The sequence below is a fragment of the Dorea sp. AF24-7LB genome, assembly GCF_003478575.1.
GTDB classification, from domain to species: domain Bacteria; phylum Bacillota; class Clostridia; order Lachnospirales; family Lachnospiraceae; genus Dorea_D; species Dorea_D hominis.
Window position 1 is genome coordinate 47,387 of record NZ_QUFR01000006.1, and the last position, 19,819, is coordinate 67,205.

21 protein-coding genes are annotated in these 19,819 nt (G+C 43.2%); 9 read left to right on the top strand and 12 right to left on the bottom strand.

The features are described 5' to 3' along the window. Window position 1: 1 nt before the first annotated feature. The 9 genes from DWY31_RS07775 to DWY31_RS07815 all read right to left on the bottom strand — a co-directional run bounded on the left by DWY31_RS07775 (window position 2) and on the right by DWY31_RS07815 (window position 7,635). A complete protein-coding gene (locus tag DWY31_RS07775; RefSeq protein WP_021859682.1) occupies window positions 2-235 on the bottom strand; it encodes a hypothetical protein in 234 nt (77 codons plus the stop codon). Between the two features lie 93 nt (window positions 236-328). Next, the gene (locus tag DWY31_RS07780) at window positions 329-1,168 is read right to left on the bottom strand and encodes a CvfB family protein (RefSeq protein WP_021859681.1); all 840 of its coding nucleotides are present in this window, start codon (window positions 1,166-1,168) and stop codon (window positions 329-331) included. Window positions 1,169-1,180: 12 nt separating this feature from the next. Continuing rightward, window positions 1,181-1,897, bottom strand: coding sequence for an acyl-[acyl-carrier-protein] thioesterase (locus DWY31_RS07785; RefSeq protein WP_118519952.1), 717 nt, complete (start codon window positions 1,895-1,897; stop codon window positions 1,181-1,183). After that, the gene (locus DWY31_RS07790; protein WP_117537037.1) at window positions 1,884-3,068 is read right to left on the bottom strand and encodes a cation diffusion facilitator family transporter; all 1,185 of its coding nucleotides are present in this window, start codon (window positions 3,066-3,068) and stop codon (window positions 1,884-1,886) included. Before DWY31_RS07790 ends, DWY31_RS07785 begins: the two co-directional genes overlap by 14 nt. A gap of 13 nt (window positions 3,069-3,081) precedes the next feature. Continuing rightward, complete coding sequence (locus DWY31_RS07795; RefSeq protein WP_243060489.1) at window positions 3,082-3,804, bottom strand: stage II sporulation protein R; 723 nt, start codon at window positions 3,802-3,804, stop codon at window positions 3,082-3,084. 76 nt (window positions 3,805-3,880) lie between these two features. After that, window positions 3,881-4,561: a GntR family transcriptional regulator gene (locus tag DWY31_RS07800; protein ID WP_021859677.1), complete on the bottom strand. Its 681-nt coding sequence runs from the start codon at window positions 4,559-4,561 to the stop codon at window positions 3,881-3,883. Then, entirely contained in the window at window positions 4,558-5,436 is an 879-nt protein-coding gene (ispE, locus tag DWY31_RS07805) for a 4-(cytidine 5'-diphospho)-2-C-methyl-D-erythritol kinase (protein ID WP_117537039.1), read from the bottom strand. Before ispE ends, DWY31_RS07800 begins: the two co-directional genes overlap by 4 nt. A gap of 55 nt (window positions 5,437-5,491) precedes the next feature. Next, entirely contained in the window at window positions 5,492-7,108 is a 1,617-nt protein-coding gene (locus DWY31_RS07810; protein ID WP_199671951.1) for a DUF3794 and LysM peptidoglycan-binding domain-containing protein, read from the bottom strand. A gap of 119 nt (window positions 7,109-7,227) precedes the next feature. Further along, complete coding sequence (locus DWY31_RS07815; RefSeq protein ID WP_117537040.1) at window positions 7,228-7,635, bottom strand: protease complex subunit PrcB family protein; 408 nt, start codon at window positions 7,633-7,635, stop codon at window positions 7,228-7,230. A 126-nt stretch (window positions 7,636-7,761) separates the two neighbouring features. Between DWY31_RS07815 and malQ the strand changes: the two genes are divergently transcribed. The 6 genes from malQ (at window position 7,762) to DWY31_RS07845 (ending at window position 14,899) form a co-directional block, all read left to right on the top strand. Beyond that, window positions 7,762-9,303 (top strand): 4-alpha-glucanotransferase, encoded by a 1,542-nt coding sequence (gene malQ, locus DWY31_RS07820; protein WP_442873165.1) that lies wholly within the window; start codon window positions 7,762-7,764, stop codon window positions 9,301-9,303. 28 nt (window positions 9,304-9,331) lie between these two features. Then, window positions 9,332-10,066, top strand: coding sequence for a lysophospholipid acyltransferase family protein (locus tag DWY31_RS07825; RefSeq protein WP_118519954.1), 735 nt, complete (start codon window positions 9,332-9,334; stop codon window positions 10,064-10,066). Window positions 10,067-10,152: 86 nt separating this feature from the next. Next, on the top strand, window positions 10,153-11,607 hold the full coding sequence (locus tag DWY31_RS07830; RefSeq protein ID WP_021859671.1) for a nicotinate phosphoribosyltransferase: 1,455 nt from the start codon (window positions 10,153-10,155) through the stop codon (window positions 11,605-11,607). An 18-nt stretch (window positions 11,608-11,625) separates the two neighbouring features. After that, on the top strand, window positions 11,626-12,693 hold the full coding sequence (locus tag DWY31_RS07835; RefSeq protein ID WP_117537043.1) for a D-alanine--D-alanine ligase family protein: 1,068 nt from the start codon (window positions 11,626-11,628) through the stop codon (window positions 12,691-12,693). Between the two features lie 15 nt (window positions 12,694-12,708). After that, window positions 12,709-14,076 carry a UDP-N-acetylmuramoyl-tripeptide--D-alanyl-D-alanine ligase gene (locus tag DWY31_RS07840; RefSeq protein ID WP_021859669.1) on the top strand — a complete coding sequence of 456 codons (1,368 nt, stop codon included), beginning with the start codon at window positions 12,709-12,711 and terminating at the stop codon, window positions 14,074-14,076. 13 nt (window positions 14,077-14,089) lie between these two features. After that, entirely contained in the window at window positions 14,090-14,899 is an 810-nt protein-coding gene (locus tag DWY31_RS07845; RefSeq protein WP_118519955.1) for a Cof-type HAD-IIB family hydrolase, read from the top strand. A gap of 309 nt (window positions 14,900-15,208) precedes the next feature. Here DWY31_RS07845 and DWY31_RS07850 read toward each other — a convergent pair whose 3' ends face one another. Both DWY31_RS07850 and DWY31_RS07855 read right to left on the bottom strand, forming a co-directional pair. After that, complete coding sequence (locus DWY31_RS07850; RefSeq protein WP_118519956.1) at window positions 15,209-15,856, bottom strand: hypothetical protein; 648 nt, start codon at window positions 15,854-15,856, stop codon at window positions 15,209-15,211. An 88-nt stretch (window positions 15,857-15,944) separates the two neighbouring features. Further along, window positions 15,945-16,145, bottom strand: a complete 201-nt coding sequence (locus DWY31_RS07855) for a hypothetical protein (RefSeq protein ID WP_021859666.1) — start codon at window positions 16,143-16,145, stop codon at window positions 15,945-15,947. Window positions 16,146-16,321: 176 nt separating this feature from the next. Between DWY31_RS07855 and DWY31_RS07860 the strand changes: the two genes are divergently transcribed. The 3 genes from DWY31_RS07860 (at window position 16,322) to DWY31_RS07870 (ending at window position 17,626) form a co-directional block, all read left to right on the top strand. Further along, the gene (locus DWY31_RS07860) at window positions 16,322-16,696 is read left to right on the top strand and encodes a DUF6120 family protein (RefSeq protein ID WP_021859665.1); all 375 of its coding nucleotides are present in this window, start codon (window positions 16,322-16,324) and stop codon (window positions 16,694-16,696) included. Window positions 16,697-16,713: 17 nt separating this feature from the next. Next, window positions 16,714-17,169, top strand: a complete 456-nt coding sequence (locus DWY31_RS07865) for a hypothetical protein (RefSeq protein ID WP_118519957.1) — start codon at window positions 16,714-16,716, stop codon at window positions 17,167-17,169. Between the two features lie 109 nt (window positions 17,170-17,278). Beyond that, window positions 17,279-17,626: a PadR family transcriptional regulator gene (locus DWY31_RS07870; protein ID WP_021859663.1), complete on the top strand. Its 348-nt coding sequence runs from the start codon at window positions 17,279-17,281 to the stop codon at window positions 17,624-17,626. 184 nt (window positions 17,627-17,810) lie between these two features. On the opposite strand, the gene DWY31_RS07875 is transcribed toward DWY31_RS07870, so the two are convergent. Beyond that, on the bottom strand, window positions 17,811-19,622 hold the full coding sequence (locus tag DWY31_RS07875) for a DUF6273 domain-containing protein (RefSeq protein ID WP_118519958.1): 1,812 nt from the start codon (window positions 19,620-19,622) through the stop codon (window positions 17,811-17,813). Window positions 19,623-19,819: the final 197 nt, after the last annotated feature.

The following is a 19,819-nucleotide window of genomic DNA, read 5'->3' on the forward strand; positions in this document are numbered from 1 at the left end:
ATTAGTTGTTCATCATGAATTTGATCAGTCTGTCTGTATCTTCCGGCTCATAAGCGATGATCTCAAGCTCCGGGATCTCTCCGCCGGAGAAGATGTTTGCCATAGAAACATACTGAGATAATTTAGATTTCAGGTTCAGTCTGTCTCCTTCTCCTGTTACTAATTCAACTCTTCCTGAACAATCGTCAACTGTCTTAAAAAATGCGTCGATGTCTTTGATATTCTGTACTTTCATTCTATTGCTCTCCTTCCATTATTCACGCTTGATAAGCTCTTTTCTTTTTCTCACGCTACTAATTATACCTTATTTTTTTAGGATTTCAAGAACCTATTTTTTCGAAAGTTCAATTCCATTCTCCTTAATTTGTATCTTATGCTCTTTAAATAATCTGCCAACTGCTCTTTTGAATGCATTTTTACTAATTCCAAAAGTTTCCTTGATTTTTTCAGGATCAGATTTGTCAGTAAATGGAATACTTCCACCATTTTTTTCTACATAGTCCAGAATCATGACTGCATCATCATCCATCTGCTCAAACGCTTTCTTTCTGACACTTAGATCTAGTTTTCCGTCTTCGTGCACTTTTGTTACGCGACACTCGACTTCCATGCCGACTTTCAGATTGCCGTACGCTTCTCTCTTCGGGATCAGCGCAGAATATTTATCATCTACTGCGACAAACGCGCCAAAGTTATCACTGATCTCGTAAATGCGTCCTTTCACTTCTGCGTCTTTCTCGTATGGCGCATCTGTGCGGAGCTTATCATACACTTTCATCGTTGCGCACAGTCTTCCGCTCTTGTCCACATACAGAGCGACTAATACTTTGTCTTTCTTGGAGACTTTTGCTGTCTGCTCGCGGAACGGAAGCAGGAGGTCTTTTTCCAGACCCCAGTCCAGAAATGCACCGATTCTCGCTGTGTCAGCGACTTCCAGTACCTTCACTTCTCCCATCATCAGCTTTGGTATGCGTGTGGTTGCAATGATACGGTCGGATGAATCTTTGTATAAGAATACTTCGATCGGATCTCCGACTTCAATACCGGCAGGCACTTCTTTCTTCGGAAGCAGAACCTTCTCATCTTTTGTTCCGAGATATACACCGAAATCTACGATTTTTACTACCATTAAACTTCTTCTTTTTCCTAATTCATTCTGTAAATTCATCTTTTTCTCCTATTAGCTGAATTCAACGGTCGCAAAGATCCGATCCGACTCATCACAAAGCTCCACTACCGTTCTTGTTTCCTCTGCTGCCACTTTCGGCACAATGATATCTCCATACACTGCCGAATTTTTATATTCTACACGAACCTGCCTGATATCCCCGGTATGTTCGATATATTCCATTGCCATCTGTACATACTGACAGTTATTCACATGTTCGTTTGTATCGATATGATATTTTCGCACTGCAAACGGCTCTTTTTTCACCGCACTCTCCGGAAGTTTTATCTTCCTTGGCTGATAATCCATCTCCAGTGGCTCTCCGCTTCCGTACGGCTCTACTTCTTCTGCGGACGGCCGCACCGGGCGTCCTTTTTTCATATCCATATATGCCCAGACAGAATTGGCATATGCAAGTTTCTTTCCTTCTGCATCTGTCATGCAGAAATTACGCTTTCCCAACATGCTTTTAAATTCTGTCGCCCATGTCGCTATATTAATCTCCTGTGCAAGCCGCGGATATTCTTCGATCACGACCTGCCAGTAAGTTAGTACCCAGGCTCTGTTATGTTCCGCAAAATAGTCCACGCCAAGTCCGATACTTTCCGACTGGAATGTACTGCAGTCCTGGAAATAGTTGATAATCCCCGGTAAGGTAATACGGCCGGTATGATCGACTTCGCTGAACCGCACCTTGCTGTCAAATGTATAATGATTATTCTGCTGCACTTGCCACATAGCTCCTTTCCATTGTGATCACTGCATGATACCGGTCATTTTTTTCCCGGAGTCTGCGAGCAAACTCTTCTCTTAAGTCATTTTGTTTCTCTTTATCATATTCGTAAGGAATCACCATATCAAAGATCAGGTTCTTATGATCCCTACCTCCTACTACCCTGAAATCATGGATGCTGACACGCTTGTCCATCTCTTTTATAATCTCTTCGGCATCTTTTTTGATTGCCAGCACTTTTTTATCTTCTGTCTCAACCGGATCCATATGGATCACAAGGAAAAGTCCCATCTTCTCCATGGCTTCCCGCTCAATCCGGTCAATGACGGCATGAGATTCTTCAATATCCACATTATTCGGCACTTCCGCATGGATTGATGCCATACTCTTTGCCGGTCCGTAATTATGTACGATCAAATCGTGGCTGCCAACTACACCGTCATATTTTTCCACAAAATTCGTGATCTGTAAATAGACTTTCGGATCTACTGCCTGACCGATCAATGGCTCCAGCGTATCTTTTGCGATACCGACACCTGCCCACATAACGACAAGGGATACACCCAGACCTATAAATCCGTCGATATTATACCCGGTCAGCTTTAAAAATACAACTGAAAATATCGTTGCCGATGTCGTAATGACATCGCCGATCGCATCTGCCGACACCGCCATCATCACTTTGGAATCTATCCTTTTTCCCAATTTCTTATTAAAATAGCTCATCCACAACTTGACCGCAACGGACAGGATCAATACGACGACCGAAAATAACTGGAATCGCATTTCCTGTGGATGTCTTATTTTAGAAATGGCATCTTTAAAAAATGTAAATCCGACTTCCAGCACAAGAAATGCGACGACCAGCGCCGCAATATATTCCACTCTTCCATGTCCGAACGGATGCTCTTCATCTGCCGGTCTCTCTGCAATCTTCACTCCAACCAGACTGATGATGGATGAACCTGCATCCGACAGGTTATTAAATGCATCTGCCATAATGGAAATACTGTGCAGGAAAAATCCGATACACCATTTCAGTCCGAATAAAAAAAGATTGCAAAAGATGCCCGTGACACTCGCCAGCACTCCATATGCTGTCCGCACAGACACCTTTTCCACATCTTCATAATTTTCTACAAAATGTCTAATCAGAAACTCTGTCATGACATTTCCTCCTCTATCTGTCTGCCAGCCACCGGTTCAGCTTCTCACCGAAAAAATAGCTTTTTAACCGGAACTTTTCCGGCTTCGTCACCAGTTCATACGCATCTGCATCCAGCATTTCTCTTAAGTTCTCTCTGCCTTTTTCATCCGGTGTCACACAGACCGCCTCTGTAAAACACATGCTCGGATACAACACACACCACCAGTTATGCCCTGTGGCTTTCCCAAGTCTTATCTCTAATGCCCGGTACCATCCCTTCGGGAAGCAGATATTTCCATAATATTTCTCCGGGAAATAGACATCTGCCAGCACTGCCTTCGCGCGGTAATTTACACCCGCTTTTTTAAGCACCCGGTTTACTTCCTGCTCAAATTCCGGCAAATACTCCCTCACAAGTCGCTCTGCCTCTGCTCTTGATACTTCCTGTTCCATGCTGTCAGCATCTGCAGATGTATCTTTATTTCCATCGCTTTTCAGTAACCGGCTTCTGTATACAAGCACGGCATCCCGGACCTGCCTTTTCACTTTCTGGTCTTCATTGCTGTCGCTGTTCGCCAGAACATGAAATCTCAATACTTCTTTTGCAAGTTTTTCCTGCGTCTTATCAATTGCTCTCTGCGCCCTGATTTCTTCACAGTCACACAACACATAAAACAAAAGACATGCGGCGCAGACGCTCAGTATAACACAGACTGCCTTCTGAATTCTATAAGTTTTTATATTTATATATCTCACCTGTTCTATGTACTCCTTTCTTTTATTGGGAGTCTTCACATTTCACAGGAATTTATACAAATATTTTCAAATCCTTTTAAACTTTTTTTGTGTGAATAACATTGATCACGGTTGCAACCTGATTGTCGATATGTTCGCACATGATGCGGGTTGCTTCTTCTTTATTTCTCTTTGAAATATTATCGATCAGTTCTTCATGCTCTGCGATAAGCTGCGGATATGCTTCTTCTTTTTTCAGATATTCCACCCGGTAACGATACATCTGCTCACGCAGATTGTTAAGCAGCAGAATCAGCTTCTGATTATCTGTTGCCGTATAAATAACATCGTGAAATGCCACATCCGCTTCCGCGATCTTTGTTACATCCTGATCATCCAGTGTATCTTTAAATCGCTCTGCTACCCGTTTCAGTTCCTCGATCTCTTCCTCTGTGATCTTCTCACACGCAAGCTGTACGGATAATTCTTCCAGCGCTTTTCTTACTTCCAGTACATCGCGCAGACTCTTCTCTGTAATGTCTGCAACTTCGGCACCTTTTCGCGGCACCATATTTACCAGACCTTCCAGCTCCAGCTTTCTAAGCGCCTCACGGATCGGTGTACGGCTGACGCCAAGCTTATTTGCGAGCTGGATCTCCATCAGACGCTCGCCCGGTTTCAGCTCTCCGCGCAGAATTGCCTGTCTTAATGTATTAAATACAACATCACGCAGAGGCAGATATTCATTCATTGTCACATTAAATTTCGGTTCTTTCATCTTTTTCTCCTTGCATTGTGTATATTCGTCACATAAACCTGTTTTGTCAGTCTCGCATCCCGGATCGCATCGGCAGCTTTTCTTGCCGTTGCTTTCTCTTCAAAGATTCCAAATACAGTCGGTCCGCTTCCGCTCATCATAGCGTTCAGCGCGCCCTCTTTTATCATCATTTTCTTAATCTGGTCGATCACCGGATAAGCATCCACAGTTACACGCTCCAGTACATTGCCCATGCTGCCTGCAACTTTCTTCAGATCTCCGGCTTTTAATCCTGCTAAAATACCGTCGATATCCGGATGATCTTCGATTTCGTGAGAATCCAGTTTCTCATAGACCATCTTCGTCGATACACTTATTGCCGGTTTTGCAATAAGAACATAGCATTTCGGCATCGGGGATAATGGCGTTAGAATCTCTCCGATTCCTTCTGCCAGCACGGTTCCGCGCATAATACAGTACGGAACATCTGCACCGAGCTTAACACCTCGTTCCATCAGTTCTTTCTGACTCAGGCCAAGTGAAAACATCCGGTTCATTCCAAAAAGAACTGCTGCCGCATTTGAGCTTCCGCCTGCCATGCCTGCTGCCACCGGAATGTGTTTATCCAATTGTATGGAAACACCTTCTTCTATATGAAATTCGTCCATCAGCATCTGTGCAGCCTGATAAGCCAGATTATTCTCATTTACCGGAAGATAATAGAGATTCGTCTCAAGTCTGATCCCCGGTGTCTTACTCTTCTTCATAATAATACGGTCATAGAGATAAACGGTCTGCATAACCATACGCACGTCATGGTAGCCATTCTCCCGTCTTCCCAGCACATCCAGACCAAGATTAATTTTTCCAAGTGCTTTCAGTTCTAATCTGTCCATCTTTTGTTCTCCTTGTACTTTTTACCTTGTACCTTGTATCTTGTATACAATTTACCTACAGTATACTTAAACTTTCCTTAAAAATCAATATTTTATCCCCAGATTTCAGTCCATTCTTTTCACTGTCATTCATCTCGAGAATCCTCTCTCCGGTTGTGCCGTAACGCTTTGCGAGATCCCAGAGTGTATCTCCTTCTTTTACGATGTAGCCTACGATTCCCGGCTGTTTTTCCAGTTTTTCTGCATCAAACGGGAGACAGATCATTTCCTGCGGGCAGCGTATTTTCACTTCTTCTTTCAGAAATCCGTGAAATGCAAGTACTGCTTTTACTTCTACTTCTGCATTTCCAAGCAATCCGACATTTAACTGTTCGATGCACCACGTCAGATCCACCTGCATCCGATCATTCGTCTCATTACTTTCCAGAAATGCAGTAAACGGAACCATTCCCTGCCATACATCAAACGGGATTTCATCGTCTGATTTGATATAAAGAAACTGGATATGCAATACACCTTCCACTTCGATTCCTTTCTCTGTAATCTGTGTACTCTCCACTTCCACTCTTCCTGTGCTGTGGCAAATCTGTAAAATATCTTCTTTAATCTCCGGAAGTGTCAGCTTCTCTGTCACTTTACATTTGGTATGATTCTGCATCAGTAATTTTTCGCACGGACAGTCCTTATATTTGATCTCACACTCACCATCCAGCGCATAGGCATCCTCCAGCACATCCATTTCTACTTCTTCATAGACGATCAGCCGCATATCCAGCGTTGCTTCCACACCAAGAATTCTTACTTCTCCTTCCTCGTCCATGCGCGATTCCACTGCCACATCTGTAAATACCGGATACAATTGATGATACATGGAATCTTTTGCTCCATAACACGGAATCTTTCCTTCATATGCCACCGTCTGCTCTATCCAGTCCAGCCTTCCATCCGGCGATTCATAAAAACAGAACACAAGCATTTCACCCTGCAGCAGAAGTACTTCCTCCCCAATCCTTGTGTCCAGTTTTCCCGGAGTGACTTCGGTCCACAGTAATGTGCCGATATTTTCTTTTGTCCCGCCAATCTGTACTTCTTCTTTGATCCGGTATGTATCACGCTTCATCGTATGCATTTTCAGAAGTGTCTCCTGTCTCTTCTTTCTGCACAGTCCGTCTGCGTATTTGCTGCCTTCTTCCCCCCGTCTTCCTTCTCTGTAAATATCGCTTGTCAGATGTTCTTCTTTCTGCTGTTCCGAACAAACCTGTAATTCTACGAGTGCTTTGATTCCGAGCTTTCTTGAATGGATCACCGTTACGGTAAGTTCCGTCTGTGAACTCTTGATAAATAAACTGCCCTCCGGCACTTTTTCTGCATAAACCAGCTCCTCAAATGGGAATCTTCCTTCCAGAGATGACAGCCGTTTCTCAGAGTCATCCGTCACATAAAGCATGCGAAACTGTATCTTTCCGCTGATCCGTATGTAATTGTCCACAATTTTCTGCTCTTCGATGCGCAATGTACCTTCATTCAGGATCACACGCTGCACATCACTTTTGGCATCCGGCACGTTATAGTCCTGATCCACATAAAACTGATCTACAATCGTTTTTCCCTGGCTGTATCCCCTAAATTCCTGCGTCTCGCATGTCAGAGTTTCATAATCTTTTTGCTCCATTTTGACAACCTCACTTTCCTGTTATTTGCTGTTGCACCATAAAAATATCCATCATATATTTATGATACCCACGGATTGTTCCGTGCTGCGCATATGGCTGCAGACCTGAACCCCTGGTATCATTCAAATACCACCATCTTCCCGCCTGCTTTCATTTTCACCACGCAGTACGGATAGGTCTCCTTCTTTTTTCTTACGGTTCCTCTTTTCGGACCGACAAGCTCTGTCTGAAAGAAAATTGTATTGGAAGTTTCTTCTATCTTTACAACCTTCACCCGGTAACCGTCCTGCTTTTTTCTTCCATACCCGCAGAACAGATACAGACTGCCCTGATCTTCGTATGTCAGGGTAAATGGTTCCTGTTTCTTTTCTTCAATCCATTTCTTACATTCTTCCGGTATTTCCTCTCTCCGGACATTTTCATATACGGCTTTTCTTTTCTGCGTGTCATCCACTTTCCGGATCGAACAGCCACACAATATCCACAAACAGAGAACAAGTCCTGCACACAACAACCACTTCCGCATACACTCACCCTGCAATTTCTCTTTAATATCATACACAGTGAACCTATGAAAAATACCAATTTTAGTGTATACTTATAAAAGTGTTGCCATAAAAATGTGCTTTTGTACATTCACACAAACAGCTGAATTATATTGAAACAAACTAAGGAGTACTTAATTATGAAACAATACAGACGACAGGCGGGTATTCTTCTGCATCCGACATCACTTCCTTCTCCATATGGGATCGGAGATCTTGGGCATACGGCATACCGTTTTGTTGATTTTCTGGAAGCCGCCGGACAGAAACTCTGGCAGATCCTTCCACTGACACATACAGGTTTCGGAGATTCTCCGTATCAGAGTTTCTCTGCCTTCGCCGGGCAGCCACTTCTTATAAGCCCGGATCATTTGAAAGAACTGGGGCTTTTATTCGACCATGAACTGAAAGATGCACCTGCCGGAGACAGCGCACAGGTAGACTACGGAACGGTCATTCCGTGGAAACACAGCATTTTCCGCCTTGCATACAACCGTTTTTACGAAAGAGACGGGGGAGATCCGCTAAAGCAGGATTTCGCGCGCTTCTGTCAGAAGGAAGCTTTCTGGCTGGAAGATTATGCGCTTTTCCTTGCCTGCAAAGACGCCAATGACGGAAGAAGCTGGTTGGACTGGCCGGATATGTACCGCAGCCCATCCCCGGAATACAAAGAGGAATTAAAACAGCTTTTGCAGAAAGAAGCCGGATATTACAAATTTCTGCAGTTTATCTTCTTCACAGAATGGGGCAGACTGAAAGCATATGCAAATGAGAAAGGCATCCAGATCATCGGCGATATCCCGATCTTCGTATCCATGGACAGTGCAGATGTCTGGGCAAACAAAGAACTATTCCACCTGGACGAGAAAGGATATCCGCTCTCTGTTGCGGGAGTTCCGCCGGATTATTTTTCTGCAACCGGGCAGCTCTGGGGCAATCCGCTCTATGCATGGGATGCACATAAGAACAGCGATTTCTCCTGGTGGATCTCGCGTATCCGCACACAGCTTAAGAATCTGGACATTCTGCGTATCGACCATTTCCGTGGCTTTGACGCATGCTGGTCTATCCCTTACGGCGAACCGACTGCCGTCAACGGACACTGGGCGAAGGTGCCGGGCTGGGATCTCTTTGATGCGATCTCCCAGGCACTCGGCGACGATCTGCCGATCATTGCAGAAGATCTCGGTATCATTACGGATGAGGTAAATGCGCTTCGTGAACATTTCGGATTCCCGGGCATGAAGGTTCTGCAGTTTGCTTTTGATTCTACCGACGAAAATGCATATCTGCCGCACCGTTTTGAATCTCCGGTCTGCGTCTGCTACACCGGAACACACGACAATGCTACAACACTTTCCTGGTACGAGACATTACCGGAACATTGCCGCAAAAAAGTCTGTGCTTACACCGGAACAACCGATGAGAAGAATATCGGTTATGGGCTGATAAAGGCAGCGCTTTCCAGCATTGCCACTTATGCAATCTATCCGCTGCAGGATCTTTTATTCTGCGGAGATGAAGGACGCATGAATACACCGGGAAAAGCAGCCGGCAACTGGAGCTGGCGTTTCCGCGCACAAGATCTGAAACCGGAATACGCAGATACCCTTCGTGAACTTACCTTATTATATGGACGCTTTGATTAAGCGTCCCAGACAAAGAAAGGATATACAAATGTTTAGATTTATTTTGGTAGTCATTACTTTATTTTTATATCTGATCCTCGGAATCCCGGTATTGGGTATCGAATGGATCATCAGCAAATTTAATCAGGAAGCTGCCGATTATCAATGTCTGCGCATGGTGCAGGCTGCATTCCGATTTATGCTTAAGATTGCAGGAACTGAGATCACTGTAATCGGCGAAGAAAGGATCCCGGATGAGCCGGTACTTTTCATTGGCAATCACAGAAGTTATTTTGACATTCTTCTGACTTACTCCCGCTGCAAACGCCGCACCGGATACATTGCCAAAAAGGAAATGCTGAGCTATCCTCTGCTCCGCACATGGATGAAGCGCCTTTATTGCCTCTTCCTTGACCGTGACAACCCGAAAGAGGGACTAAAGACCATCCTCAAAGCAATTGAATACGTAAAAAGCGGAATCTCCATCTGCATTTTCCCGGAAGGTACGAGAAATACCGGCGAAGAGTTAAGTGTTCTTCCATTCCACAGCGGCTCTTTTAAAATTGCTGAGAAAAGTGGTTGTCCAATCGTACCGATCAGCATGAATAATACAATCTCGATTTTCGAGAAACAGTTCCCGCGCATTAAGAAGACCCACGTCATCATCGAATATGGCAAGCCGATCTATGCAAAAGATCTGGACCGTGAACAGAAAAAACAGCTCTCACAGAACTGTCAGAAGATTATTGAAGATACCATTAAGAAGAACCAGGCATTACTCTAATGCCTGGCTTTTCTTTTTTCTTTTACTTTTTTCTCTGTAAGTGCTATAATGGAACGGAATTTATAAAAAAGGAGACAAATGGGACCATGAACAGACAAGATCTTACGTTATTGACGGACTTTTATGAGCTGACAATGATGCAGGGATACTATGAGGAGAAACAGAACGAAACCGTTATTTTCGACGTTTTCTTCCGCCAGAATCCTTGCGGCAACGGATATTCTGTATGTGCCGGATTAGAGCAGGTGATCGATTATGTGAAGAACCTGAATTTTACTTACGAGGATGTGGACTACTTAAGAAGTCTGCACATTTTCAGTGAGGATTTTCTGCACTACTTAAGCGGTTTTCATTTCAGTGGTGATATCTATGCAATTCCGGAAGGAACCGTTGTATTTCCAAAAGAGCCACTGTTAAAAGTGATCGCTCCGATCATGGAGGCACAGCTTGTAGAAACCGCGATCCTGAACATCATCAATCACCAGTCACTGATCGCTACGAAGACTTCCCGAATTGTCTTTGCGGCAGACGGCGACGGTATTATGGAATTTGGTCTGAGACGTGCACAAGGACCGGATGCCGGACTTTATGGTGCGAGAGCTGCTATGATCGGCGGCTGCGTCGGCACATCCAATGTTCTTGCAGGACAGCTTTTTGATGTTCCGGTCATGGGTACACATGCACATAGCTGGATCATGAGCTTCAAGGATGAATATACTGCATTTAAGAACTATGCGAAAATGTATCCGGATAACTGCACATTACTTGTCGATACGTATGATACTCTCAAATCCGGTGTACCGAATGCGATTCGTGTATTCCGGGAATTTAAAGAGTCTGGTCATCCCCTCAAAAAATACGGAATCCGTCTTGACAGTGGCGACCTTGCATACCTTTCTAAAGAAGCACGCAAGATGTTGGATGCTGCCGGATTCGAAGATGCAACCATCTGCGCATCCAATGATCTGGATGAGTTCCTTCTCCACGATCTGAAGATGCAAAAAGCAGCCATCGATTCCTGGGGTGTCGGTACAAATCTGATCACTTCCAAGGACTGCCCGTCTTTCGGCGGTGTATATAAGCTGGCTGCCATAAAGAATCAGGACGGAGAATTTATTCCGAAGATTAAGATTTCTGAAAATACAGAAAAAATCACAAATCCTGGTAACAAAACCATTTATCGTATCTATGATAAAGAAACAGGAAAACTCAAAGCTGATCTGATCTGTTTTGCCGGCGAAGAATATGACACCAATGAAGATCTGTTATTATTTGATCCAATCGAGACATGGAAGAAGACCAGGCTTCCGGGTGGCACATACACAATGCGTGAGATTCTCGTTCCAGTCTTCATAAATGGTGAATGTGTCTACAACTCTCCTTCTGTCATGGAGATTGCAGCTTACTGCAAGCAAGAGAAGGATACACTCTGGGATGAGACCAAACGTCTCTTCTACCCACATCGTATCCATGTGGATTTATCACAGAAATTATACGATGTAAAAAAATCGCTGCTTGATCAGATGAGCATATCTGACTAAGTAAGGAGAATTTATTTTATGAAAATTATAGTATTAGCCGGAGGACTCAGTCCTGAACGCGATGTATCACTTATTTCCGGAGCAGGAATCTGTAAAACACTACGCGAAAGTGGGCATCAGGCTTATCTGCTGGACGTTTATTTTGGACTACCTTATGATGCGGATAAACTGGACGAAGTCTTCGATCTTCCGGACGCCGGACTTGGTATTGCAGAAGGTATCAAAACAACGATGCCGGATCTCGATGCTTTGAAAAAGTCCCGACCTGATCAGTCCGACTGCTATCTTGGACCGAACGTCATCGAGCTGTGCCGTATTGCAGATATTACTTTTATGGCTCTGCACGGTTCTGTCGGTGAGAACGGAAAGTTGCAGGCTACTTTTGATATCCTCGGCATCCGTTATACCGGTCCGAATTCTCTGGGTTGTTCCCTTTCTATGAATAAACTGGTTGCCAAACAGATCTTTAAAATGAGTCGTGTAGCAACTCCGCGAGGAACTTCCCTGAACCGCCAGACAAAGGATACCCCGCTTGACGAGCTGGGATATTATCTTCCACTGGTTATCAAACCATGCTCCGGCGGTTCCAGCATCGGTGTATTTATCGTTCACACCGAAGAAGAATATCTTGATGCGATCCATCAGTCTTTTGATGTCCATCAGGAAGAAGAAGTTGTAATTGAACCTTATATCAAAGGAAGAGAATTTGCCTGTGGTATTCTCGCCGGCAAAGCACTTCCGATCGTAGAGATCATTCCTAAAGACGGTGTGTTCAACTACGAGAACAAATACCAGGCAGGCGGCGCACAGGAAATCTGCCCTCCGGTCTCTCTCGATGAGAAGACACAGAAGAAAATGAAGCGCATGGCAGAGAAGGCATTTCGCACTTTACGCATGGATGTGTATGCACGCGCTGACTTTATCGTTGACGATACAGACGGTAAGTTCTATTGTCTGGAAATGAACGGACTTCCGGGTATGACTCCGGCGAGTCTGATTCCGAAGGCTGCGAAGGCTGCCGGTTTGGAATATGGTGATCTGTGCGAGCAGATCATTGATGAATCAATCAAAGCACGCTACCAATAAGGAGGAATTTATTCTATGAAAAACCTTACTTTGGAAAATATCACCAAGGCCTGTAAAGGAACTTATCACGGCGATACATCCAAACTTTCCCAGGAAGTAGCAGGTGTCGTAATCGACAGTCGTAAAGTCGAGAAAGATTACCTTTTTGTCGCTATTGACGGGGAAAATGTAAATGCACATAAATTTATCCCGGATACAATCGAGAAGGGCGCAATGTGTGTCGTTTCCCATGAAGATCTGGGCGAAACCGATTACCCGTATATTCTGGTAGAATCAACCGGTCAGGCACTTTTAGACATTGCGAAACTGTACCGTGATTCTTTCGATGTAAAGGTTGTCGGAATTACAGGAAGTGTCGGAAAGACAAGTACAAAAGAGATGATCGCATCTGTACTTTCCCAGAAATACAATGTTCATAAGACATTAGGAAATTTCAATAACGAATGGGGACTTCCGATCACAATTTTTGAAATGAACGAGGAGAACCAGGTTGCTATTCTGGAAATGGGAGTCAACCACTTCGGCGAGATGCGCAGACTTTCTTCTGTTGCAAGTCCGGATGTATGTGTGATCACGAACATCGGTGTTGCCCACTTGGAATTTTTCAAGACAAGAGAAGGTATCTTCCAGGAGAAATCCCAGATGATCCAGGATATGAAAAATGGCGGAACCATCATTTTCAACGGAGATGATGATATTTTACGTGAATCCGGTCCGATCAAAGGTGTAGAGCCTGTATTCTTCGGAACCGGTGACAACAGTGATTTCCGCGCAACAGATATTAAACCGCTCGGACTTAAAGGAACTTCATGCACGCTCCACATGCCAAACGGAACTTCTTTTGACTGCGTTGTTCCGCTTCCGGGTATCCACATGGTATCCAATGCGCTGGCAGGTGCCGCTGTCGGATACAGCCTTGATCTGACAAATGAAGAAATCAAAGCCGGTATCGAGAATCTCCCGTCTATTCCGGGAAGAAACCACATCATCATTACCGATAAGCTGACGATCTTAGATGACTGCTACAATGCAAATCCGATTTCTACAAAGGCATCCATTGATGTCCTCGATATGGCGATCGGACGTAAAGTTGCTGTCCTTGGAAATATGGGTGAACTTGGTGCAAATGAAAAAGAACTGCACCACGAGACAGGCGCATATGCCGCTGAAAAAGGTGTAGATGTTGTATGCGCGATCGGAGATCTTGCGAAAGAGATTGCAAACGGTGCTTCCGTAGACGGTACAGAAGTACACTGGTTTGAAACAAAAGCGGATTTCCTTGCAGAGATGAAAAATATTATGAAAGAGGGAGACAATGTCCTTGTCAAAGCTTCTCATGGAATGCATTTTCCTGAACTGGTAGAAGCTCTGGAAGCATTGTAGGAGTGTAGAATCCATGGAATATCAGATATTAGCACTGGACCTCGACGGTACGCTGACCAACTCGAAGAAAGAGATCTCCAGACCTACTCTGGAAGCTCTGATCGATATTCAGGAGCAGGGCAAGAAAGTCGTGCTTGCCAGCGGACGTCCGACCAAGGGAGTTCTTCCACTTGCGAAACAACTACATCTGGAAGACTACGGAAGCTATATTCTCTCTTTTAACGGTGCCAGAATTACCGATTGCAGAAGTATGCAGGCGATCTATAATAAGACTCTTCCGGGAGATATTGTAGAACCTCTTCTGCAGATTTTAAGAAAATATGACGGGCTGGATATTTTGTCTTATACAGCAGATAATATCCTCTCCGGAATTAAGCCGAACAAATATACCGAGCTGGAATCCCGGATCAATCACATGCCGATCATCGAGACGGATGATTTTGCGGCAAGTATCAAAGAACCGGCGAACAAGTTTCTTGTAACAGGAGAACCAGAGATTATTGCAAAAGCGCAGAAGGAAGTGACGGATTATTTCCGCTCTTACCTCTACATCTACTGCTCCGATCCGTTCTTCCTAGAAATCATGCCTCCGCAGGTGGATAAGGCACATTCTCTCCTGAAGCTGTTATCTAGCATCGGACTTACTTCAGATCAGATGATCTGCTGCGGTGACGGTTACAACGACATTACGATGATCGAGACCGCCGGCCTTGGTGTTGCCATGGCGAACGCACAGCCGCTGGTGCGCGAGCGCGCCGATTACATCACCAAGTCCAACGACGAGGATGGCGTACTGCATGTTATTAATGAATTTTTGCGGTAGGGATACGCCTGAAGTATTTCCTTAAGTAGAATTGCTTTTCGCTTCTCCCGCCGAGGATGAATTTTCAAGCATATATAAAAAATAAGGGAGCTGGGCTCCGCGGATATATTGTGTATCCGTGGAGTCCAGCTCCCTTGTTGCTTTTCTTTGCCCTGGGGATATGCTCCTGCCTTGTTGGGGTATCCCTTTTAGCTTTTCTTTACCCTGAGGGATACGCTCTTGGCTTGTTGTGTATCTCTTTTTCTCTTATACTTCTTCCAAGGGATACTTCTTTGTATCCCTCCGTCCTTTAAGATATAACATACATATTTACTTCATAAGCTTGAAATCTTCTTTTTCCACAATTTCTTTCCTGTAATTGTCAAAGTATTTTCCCCAATCAGCCTTGCTGTCACCTGCATGCTTCTCGCTATACTCCTTCTCCAGCTTCTCTCTATATTTGATCTGTGGAAGAAGTTTCTGATATACCGTCTTCTCATACTTCCAATAATCTTCCGGTGAATCAAACTGTGCAATAATCTCATCAACTTGTTTCTGGCTGGATTCATCCAGTTTCTTACCTTCATACTCAGCACGCATATCACTTACATAATCTGCCACTTCTTTGTCTGTCGCCTTACAGCCTGCCTTCATTGCCTCTGTACATAATGCTGCGCTTTCTTTTTCATATTTATAAGCTTCTTTTTCTGCTTCTTCTTCGCTCATGCCTTTAGCCTTATAATATGCAATTGCTTTTTCCATATCAGTTTTTGTAATTTCTGAATAATTTCCCTTCGCATATAAGTTTTTTGCGGAAGCCTCTTCTGGATTCTTGTATTCTTTTTTCAGTACTTTTCCAAAGCCCTCCAATGAGACCTTGCCATTTGCCTGGGAATTATTCTGCACAACGCTTCCGGCAAGCGCCAGACATCCAGTAACTACGACTACCGCACTTATAACTTTTCCTTTTTTACTCATAATCTTTCTCTCCCGCGTCCATTAAATATCTGTGATTGTTTCATTGCTTTTCAGAATTCCTGCTATTACGACTTTCTTCTTTTTCTTTTCAGCTTTCTTCTTTCACTTTTTTTATTTTCTCATCCAAAAAGAACCCCGAACCTATCACCGCAGTAAGTGAAAACCATTTTAATGCGCATAATAACATATCCTGTGTTCCATATTTTCTTATTTCAAGAGATACCATTACCATCACTGTAACACATACAATAAAATGAACAATATAAAGTATTAATGGACTTTCTTTCATAGATATTCCTCCTTCTCTGGTCGTTATTTTTCTCCTTCCAGCATTCTATATTCTGATATTATCATCCAATTTTTGTTCCGTCAATATATATTTAGATATTCTATGTATTGTTTTTTCTTTTATCAACTATATAATGTATTTATAAATATTATTATGTCAAATTCGGAGGTATACAAATGAACAAAGCGTGTAAAACATATTATAAGAATCTCAAGCTTTTTCTTCCTATACATAAAGCAACGGAAAAGCAGTTATTTCAGGATATCAAATCCGCATTGACCAATCTGTCTGAAGAAAATCCTACAATTAATTATTCTGAAATATGTGATGAGCTTGGTAATCCCGAAGAAATCGTGGCTGACTATTATTCAAACTGTGATTCTTCTTATCTGACCAAAAATCTTCGTTTTGCCTGCTATATCCGCAGAATGTTCGTTGCAGTTCTCATTGCGGTCATTATCGTAACGGGCGTGCGCAGCTTTTATTTGCATGAATTATATGTTCAAAGCCAAAAAGCAATCCCAACTCATGTTATAGAATCTATCGAATAAAAGGAGGTTAACTTATTATGAAAAAAATATTAACATTTATTCTTATCTTTTCTTTAATACTGTTTCCAATGAATGTATTCGCATCCGCATCTTCTAGCGAAATCGAATATCTAGATAATGGCGACTATTTAATTTACACTATAGAAGATGATGCGTCACAAAATTTTCAACCATTTTCAAAAACAGTAACCAAATCAAAATATGCCAGATACTACCACAATAATTCCGTACAATGGTATGTTAAAGTGACCGGTACATTCACATATGGATCAGGCACTTCCAAATGTACTTCCTCTAGTGTATCTGCCAAATCCAGCGCGGATGGATGGAAAATTGTAAACAGCTCCGCATCCAAATCCAAGAACACCGCCAGTGCTACAGCTACTGCGAAGCATTATTACAATAACTCTGTAGTTGACACCGTAACCCGCACAGTGAGACTTACATGCAGTTCAACCGGAAAATTTTCTTAAGGTTTATTTAATTTTTTATTAAGATTTGTAACATCCACATTGCAAAAATAGTTGTTTTCTTAAGGTTTATTCTTTATAATAGTTAGCAACGGAAGGGATTGACACTATTATGCGGGCACAGAATAATTTCAAAAAGGGCGCTGTAGAGATGCTCTTACTTCATATTCTAAAAGAACAGGGAGACTGCTACGGATATCAGTTTTCCAAACTGATCAAAGAATTGTCGGACGATTATCTGACAGTTCCGGAAGGATCGCTTTATCCCGCCCTGTACAAACTTATCGAAAAGGGATATATCTCCGATTATAAGAAGCCTGCCGGAAAGCGGATGATCCGTGTTTACTATCATCTGGAAGCATCTGGTGAAGAACGGCTTGCTTATCTGAAAAATGAATTTTACGAGACGAATCGTTCTATCGAGAAGATTCTTGATTATGATTTTCCGGTAGAATCTTAACTCTAAAAGTCCCAGCAGATATACGCCTGCTGGGATTTTTATTTGTACATTATACTTTTTCCGAATATTAAACCACGAAGCGACTGTTCCACAGATTCATAACATCTGCGAAGCAGGCGCTTCTTTCATTCCAATTTCTTATGTTCTTATTTTTGCCCTATTCCATTAATAATGCTTACTTACTTTATTTTACCTTAATTTTCACACTTGCTTTCTTATTCGTTCCATCCAGCGCCATCGCCGTGATCTTCACGTTCGCGCCTTTTTTTGCATTTTTCAGCACCGTGACTTTACCGGAAGAGCTGACTTTTATGTACTTCGGGTTACTGCTTGTATAGCGAAGTGTCTTATTTACTTTCTTTCCGGTCGTCTTCACTGTCGTTTTCAATTTGCTGCTCTTTCCGCGGGCAAGTGTTTTCGTTCCTTTCATGAAAATAGATTTCACACGGTCTTTTAATATAGAAAGTCTGATGCTTGCTTTCTTCTTGCTTCCATCCTTTGCTGTCGCCGTGATCGTTACCGTTTTGCCTTTTCCTGCTGCCAGTGTTTTCACAAGTCCTTTGCTGTTCACAGTCGCATATTTCTTATTACTTGTCTTCCACGTTACAGCCTTGTTGCTTGCTTTCGCCGGTGCGACAGCTGTCTTTAACTGCACACTCTTTCCTGCCGCAATTTTCTTCGACAATGCGGAAGTGACTTTCACAGAACTCACTTTGATCTCTGACGGCTTCTGTGTGTTATCGTCCTTCTTGTTATCATCCTTCTTATCGTCATCTTTTTTATCATTATCTTTCTTTCCGTCATCTGGCTCATCCACATAATCCATCTTCTGATCTGCAAATACATTCAATGCCGGAGCTTCTGTCACATTCTGCTCCCCATTACTGCAAACGGTTCCACCATAAGACCAGTTGCTCTCATCCGAAAGATCAATGATCAGAGACGGACGCACCCCAATATGATTGCGATCCACCAATTCCCCATAATTACGGATAAATCCATAATTGCATACATATGCCGCATAATTCTGGTACTGTCCCGGCGAGCGTGTCCACCAGAGACAGTTGCCGATAAATCCATCCTCATAATTGCTCCACACGCCCATTGCTTTCGCATAAGTGGAGCTCTTGGAGCGACGCGCCTCATCTCTCGCACCCGGATCACCGTCACGATAATTGGAAATAAATCCATGCGTCAGTGCCTGCGCACCGCCGTACACTTCCATTTCCGCAAGCAGAAAAATCCTGTCATTCGTATCAGATCCGCCGACCGTATCATAATGTAAATTTCCCAAATTCTGAAGCGAAGTATTTACAAGCGCTTGCTGCTCTTTTTCCCGGAAAGCTGTATCCTTAAAGTTCTTCTCTTTTTCCTCTCCATATCCATTCAGCCAGCTCCGGATCGATGACTGTTCCCATGTCGTATCTTTTGCTTCTCTATTATATAGCTGGTCATCCAATGAGACATCCGCAAGCAGAAGTGCATTCTTATCTGCTATATTTAACACACGCCAGCGGATCGGTTCATAACGGAAATAGTGATACGTCACACTTCTTGCCCAGAAATAATAATGTGGGATATCCTGTCCGCTTGTTGCAGGAAAAGTGCTGTCTTCCTTTCGGATTCGGCGATATTTTACACCATCTATGACCGTATCTCCATTTTTCGTATATTTAGCGCCTTGCAGTTGTTGATATACTTTATCATTAACTTCATAATCGGATTCTTTACTCCACTTCTGATTCTTCGCCGCACCACACTGCGTCTTCTCCGACACAATCTCCGTCTGTGGATAATATCCATAATAAATCGTATCCCACGTCACCCGCTGTCCGGCTTCCATCGATGTGTCCGTTTCTATCTGCGGCTTCTTAAGTTCCACCGCATCCGCCGCCTGTACGCACAGATTTCCAATAGATGCGGACTTTGCCGGTATACCCGTCATACCGATCATCAGCGCTGCCGCCAGCAAAATACTGATCACTTTCTTTTTCATTTTCTTTTTCCTCCCATTGTAGTCCCCGGCATTTCATTCACCGGCACATTCACTTTGATACTATTATATTTCCTGTGTCACCTATATTCAAATACATAGATTCTATAAATACCCTCATTTATTATAATTACCAATTATACAATCTACCTATAGAAAGTTATAATAAAAGAGGTCTTTTATAAATTTTTACTAATTTT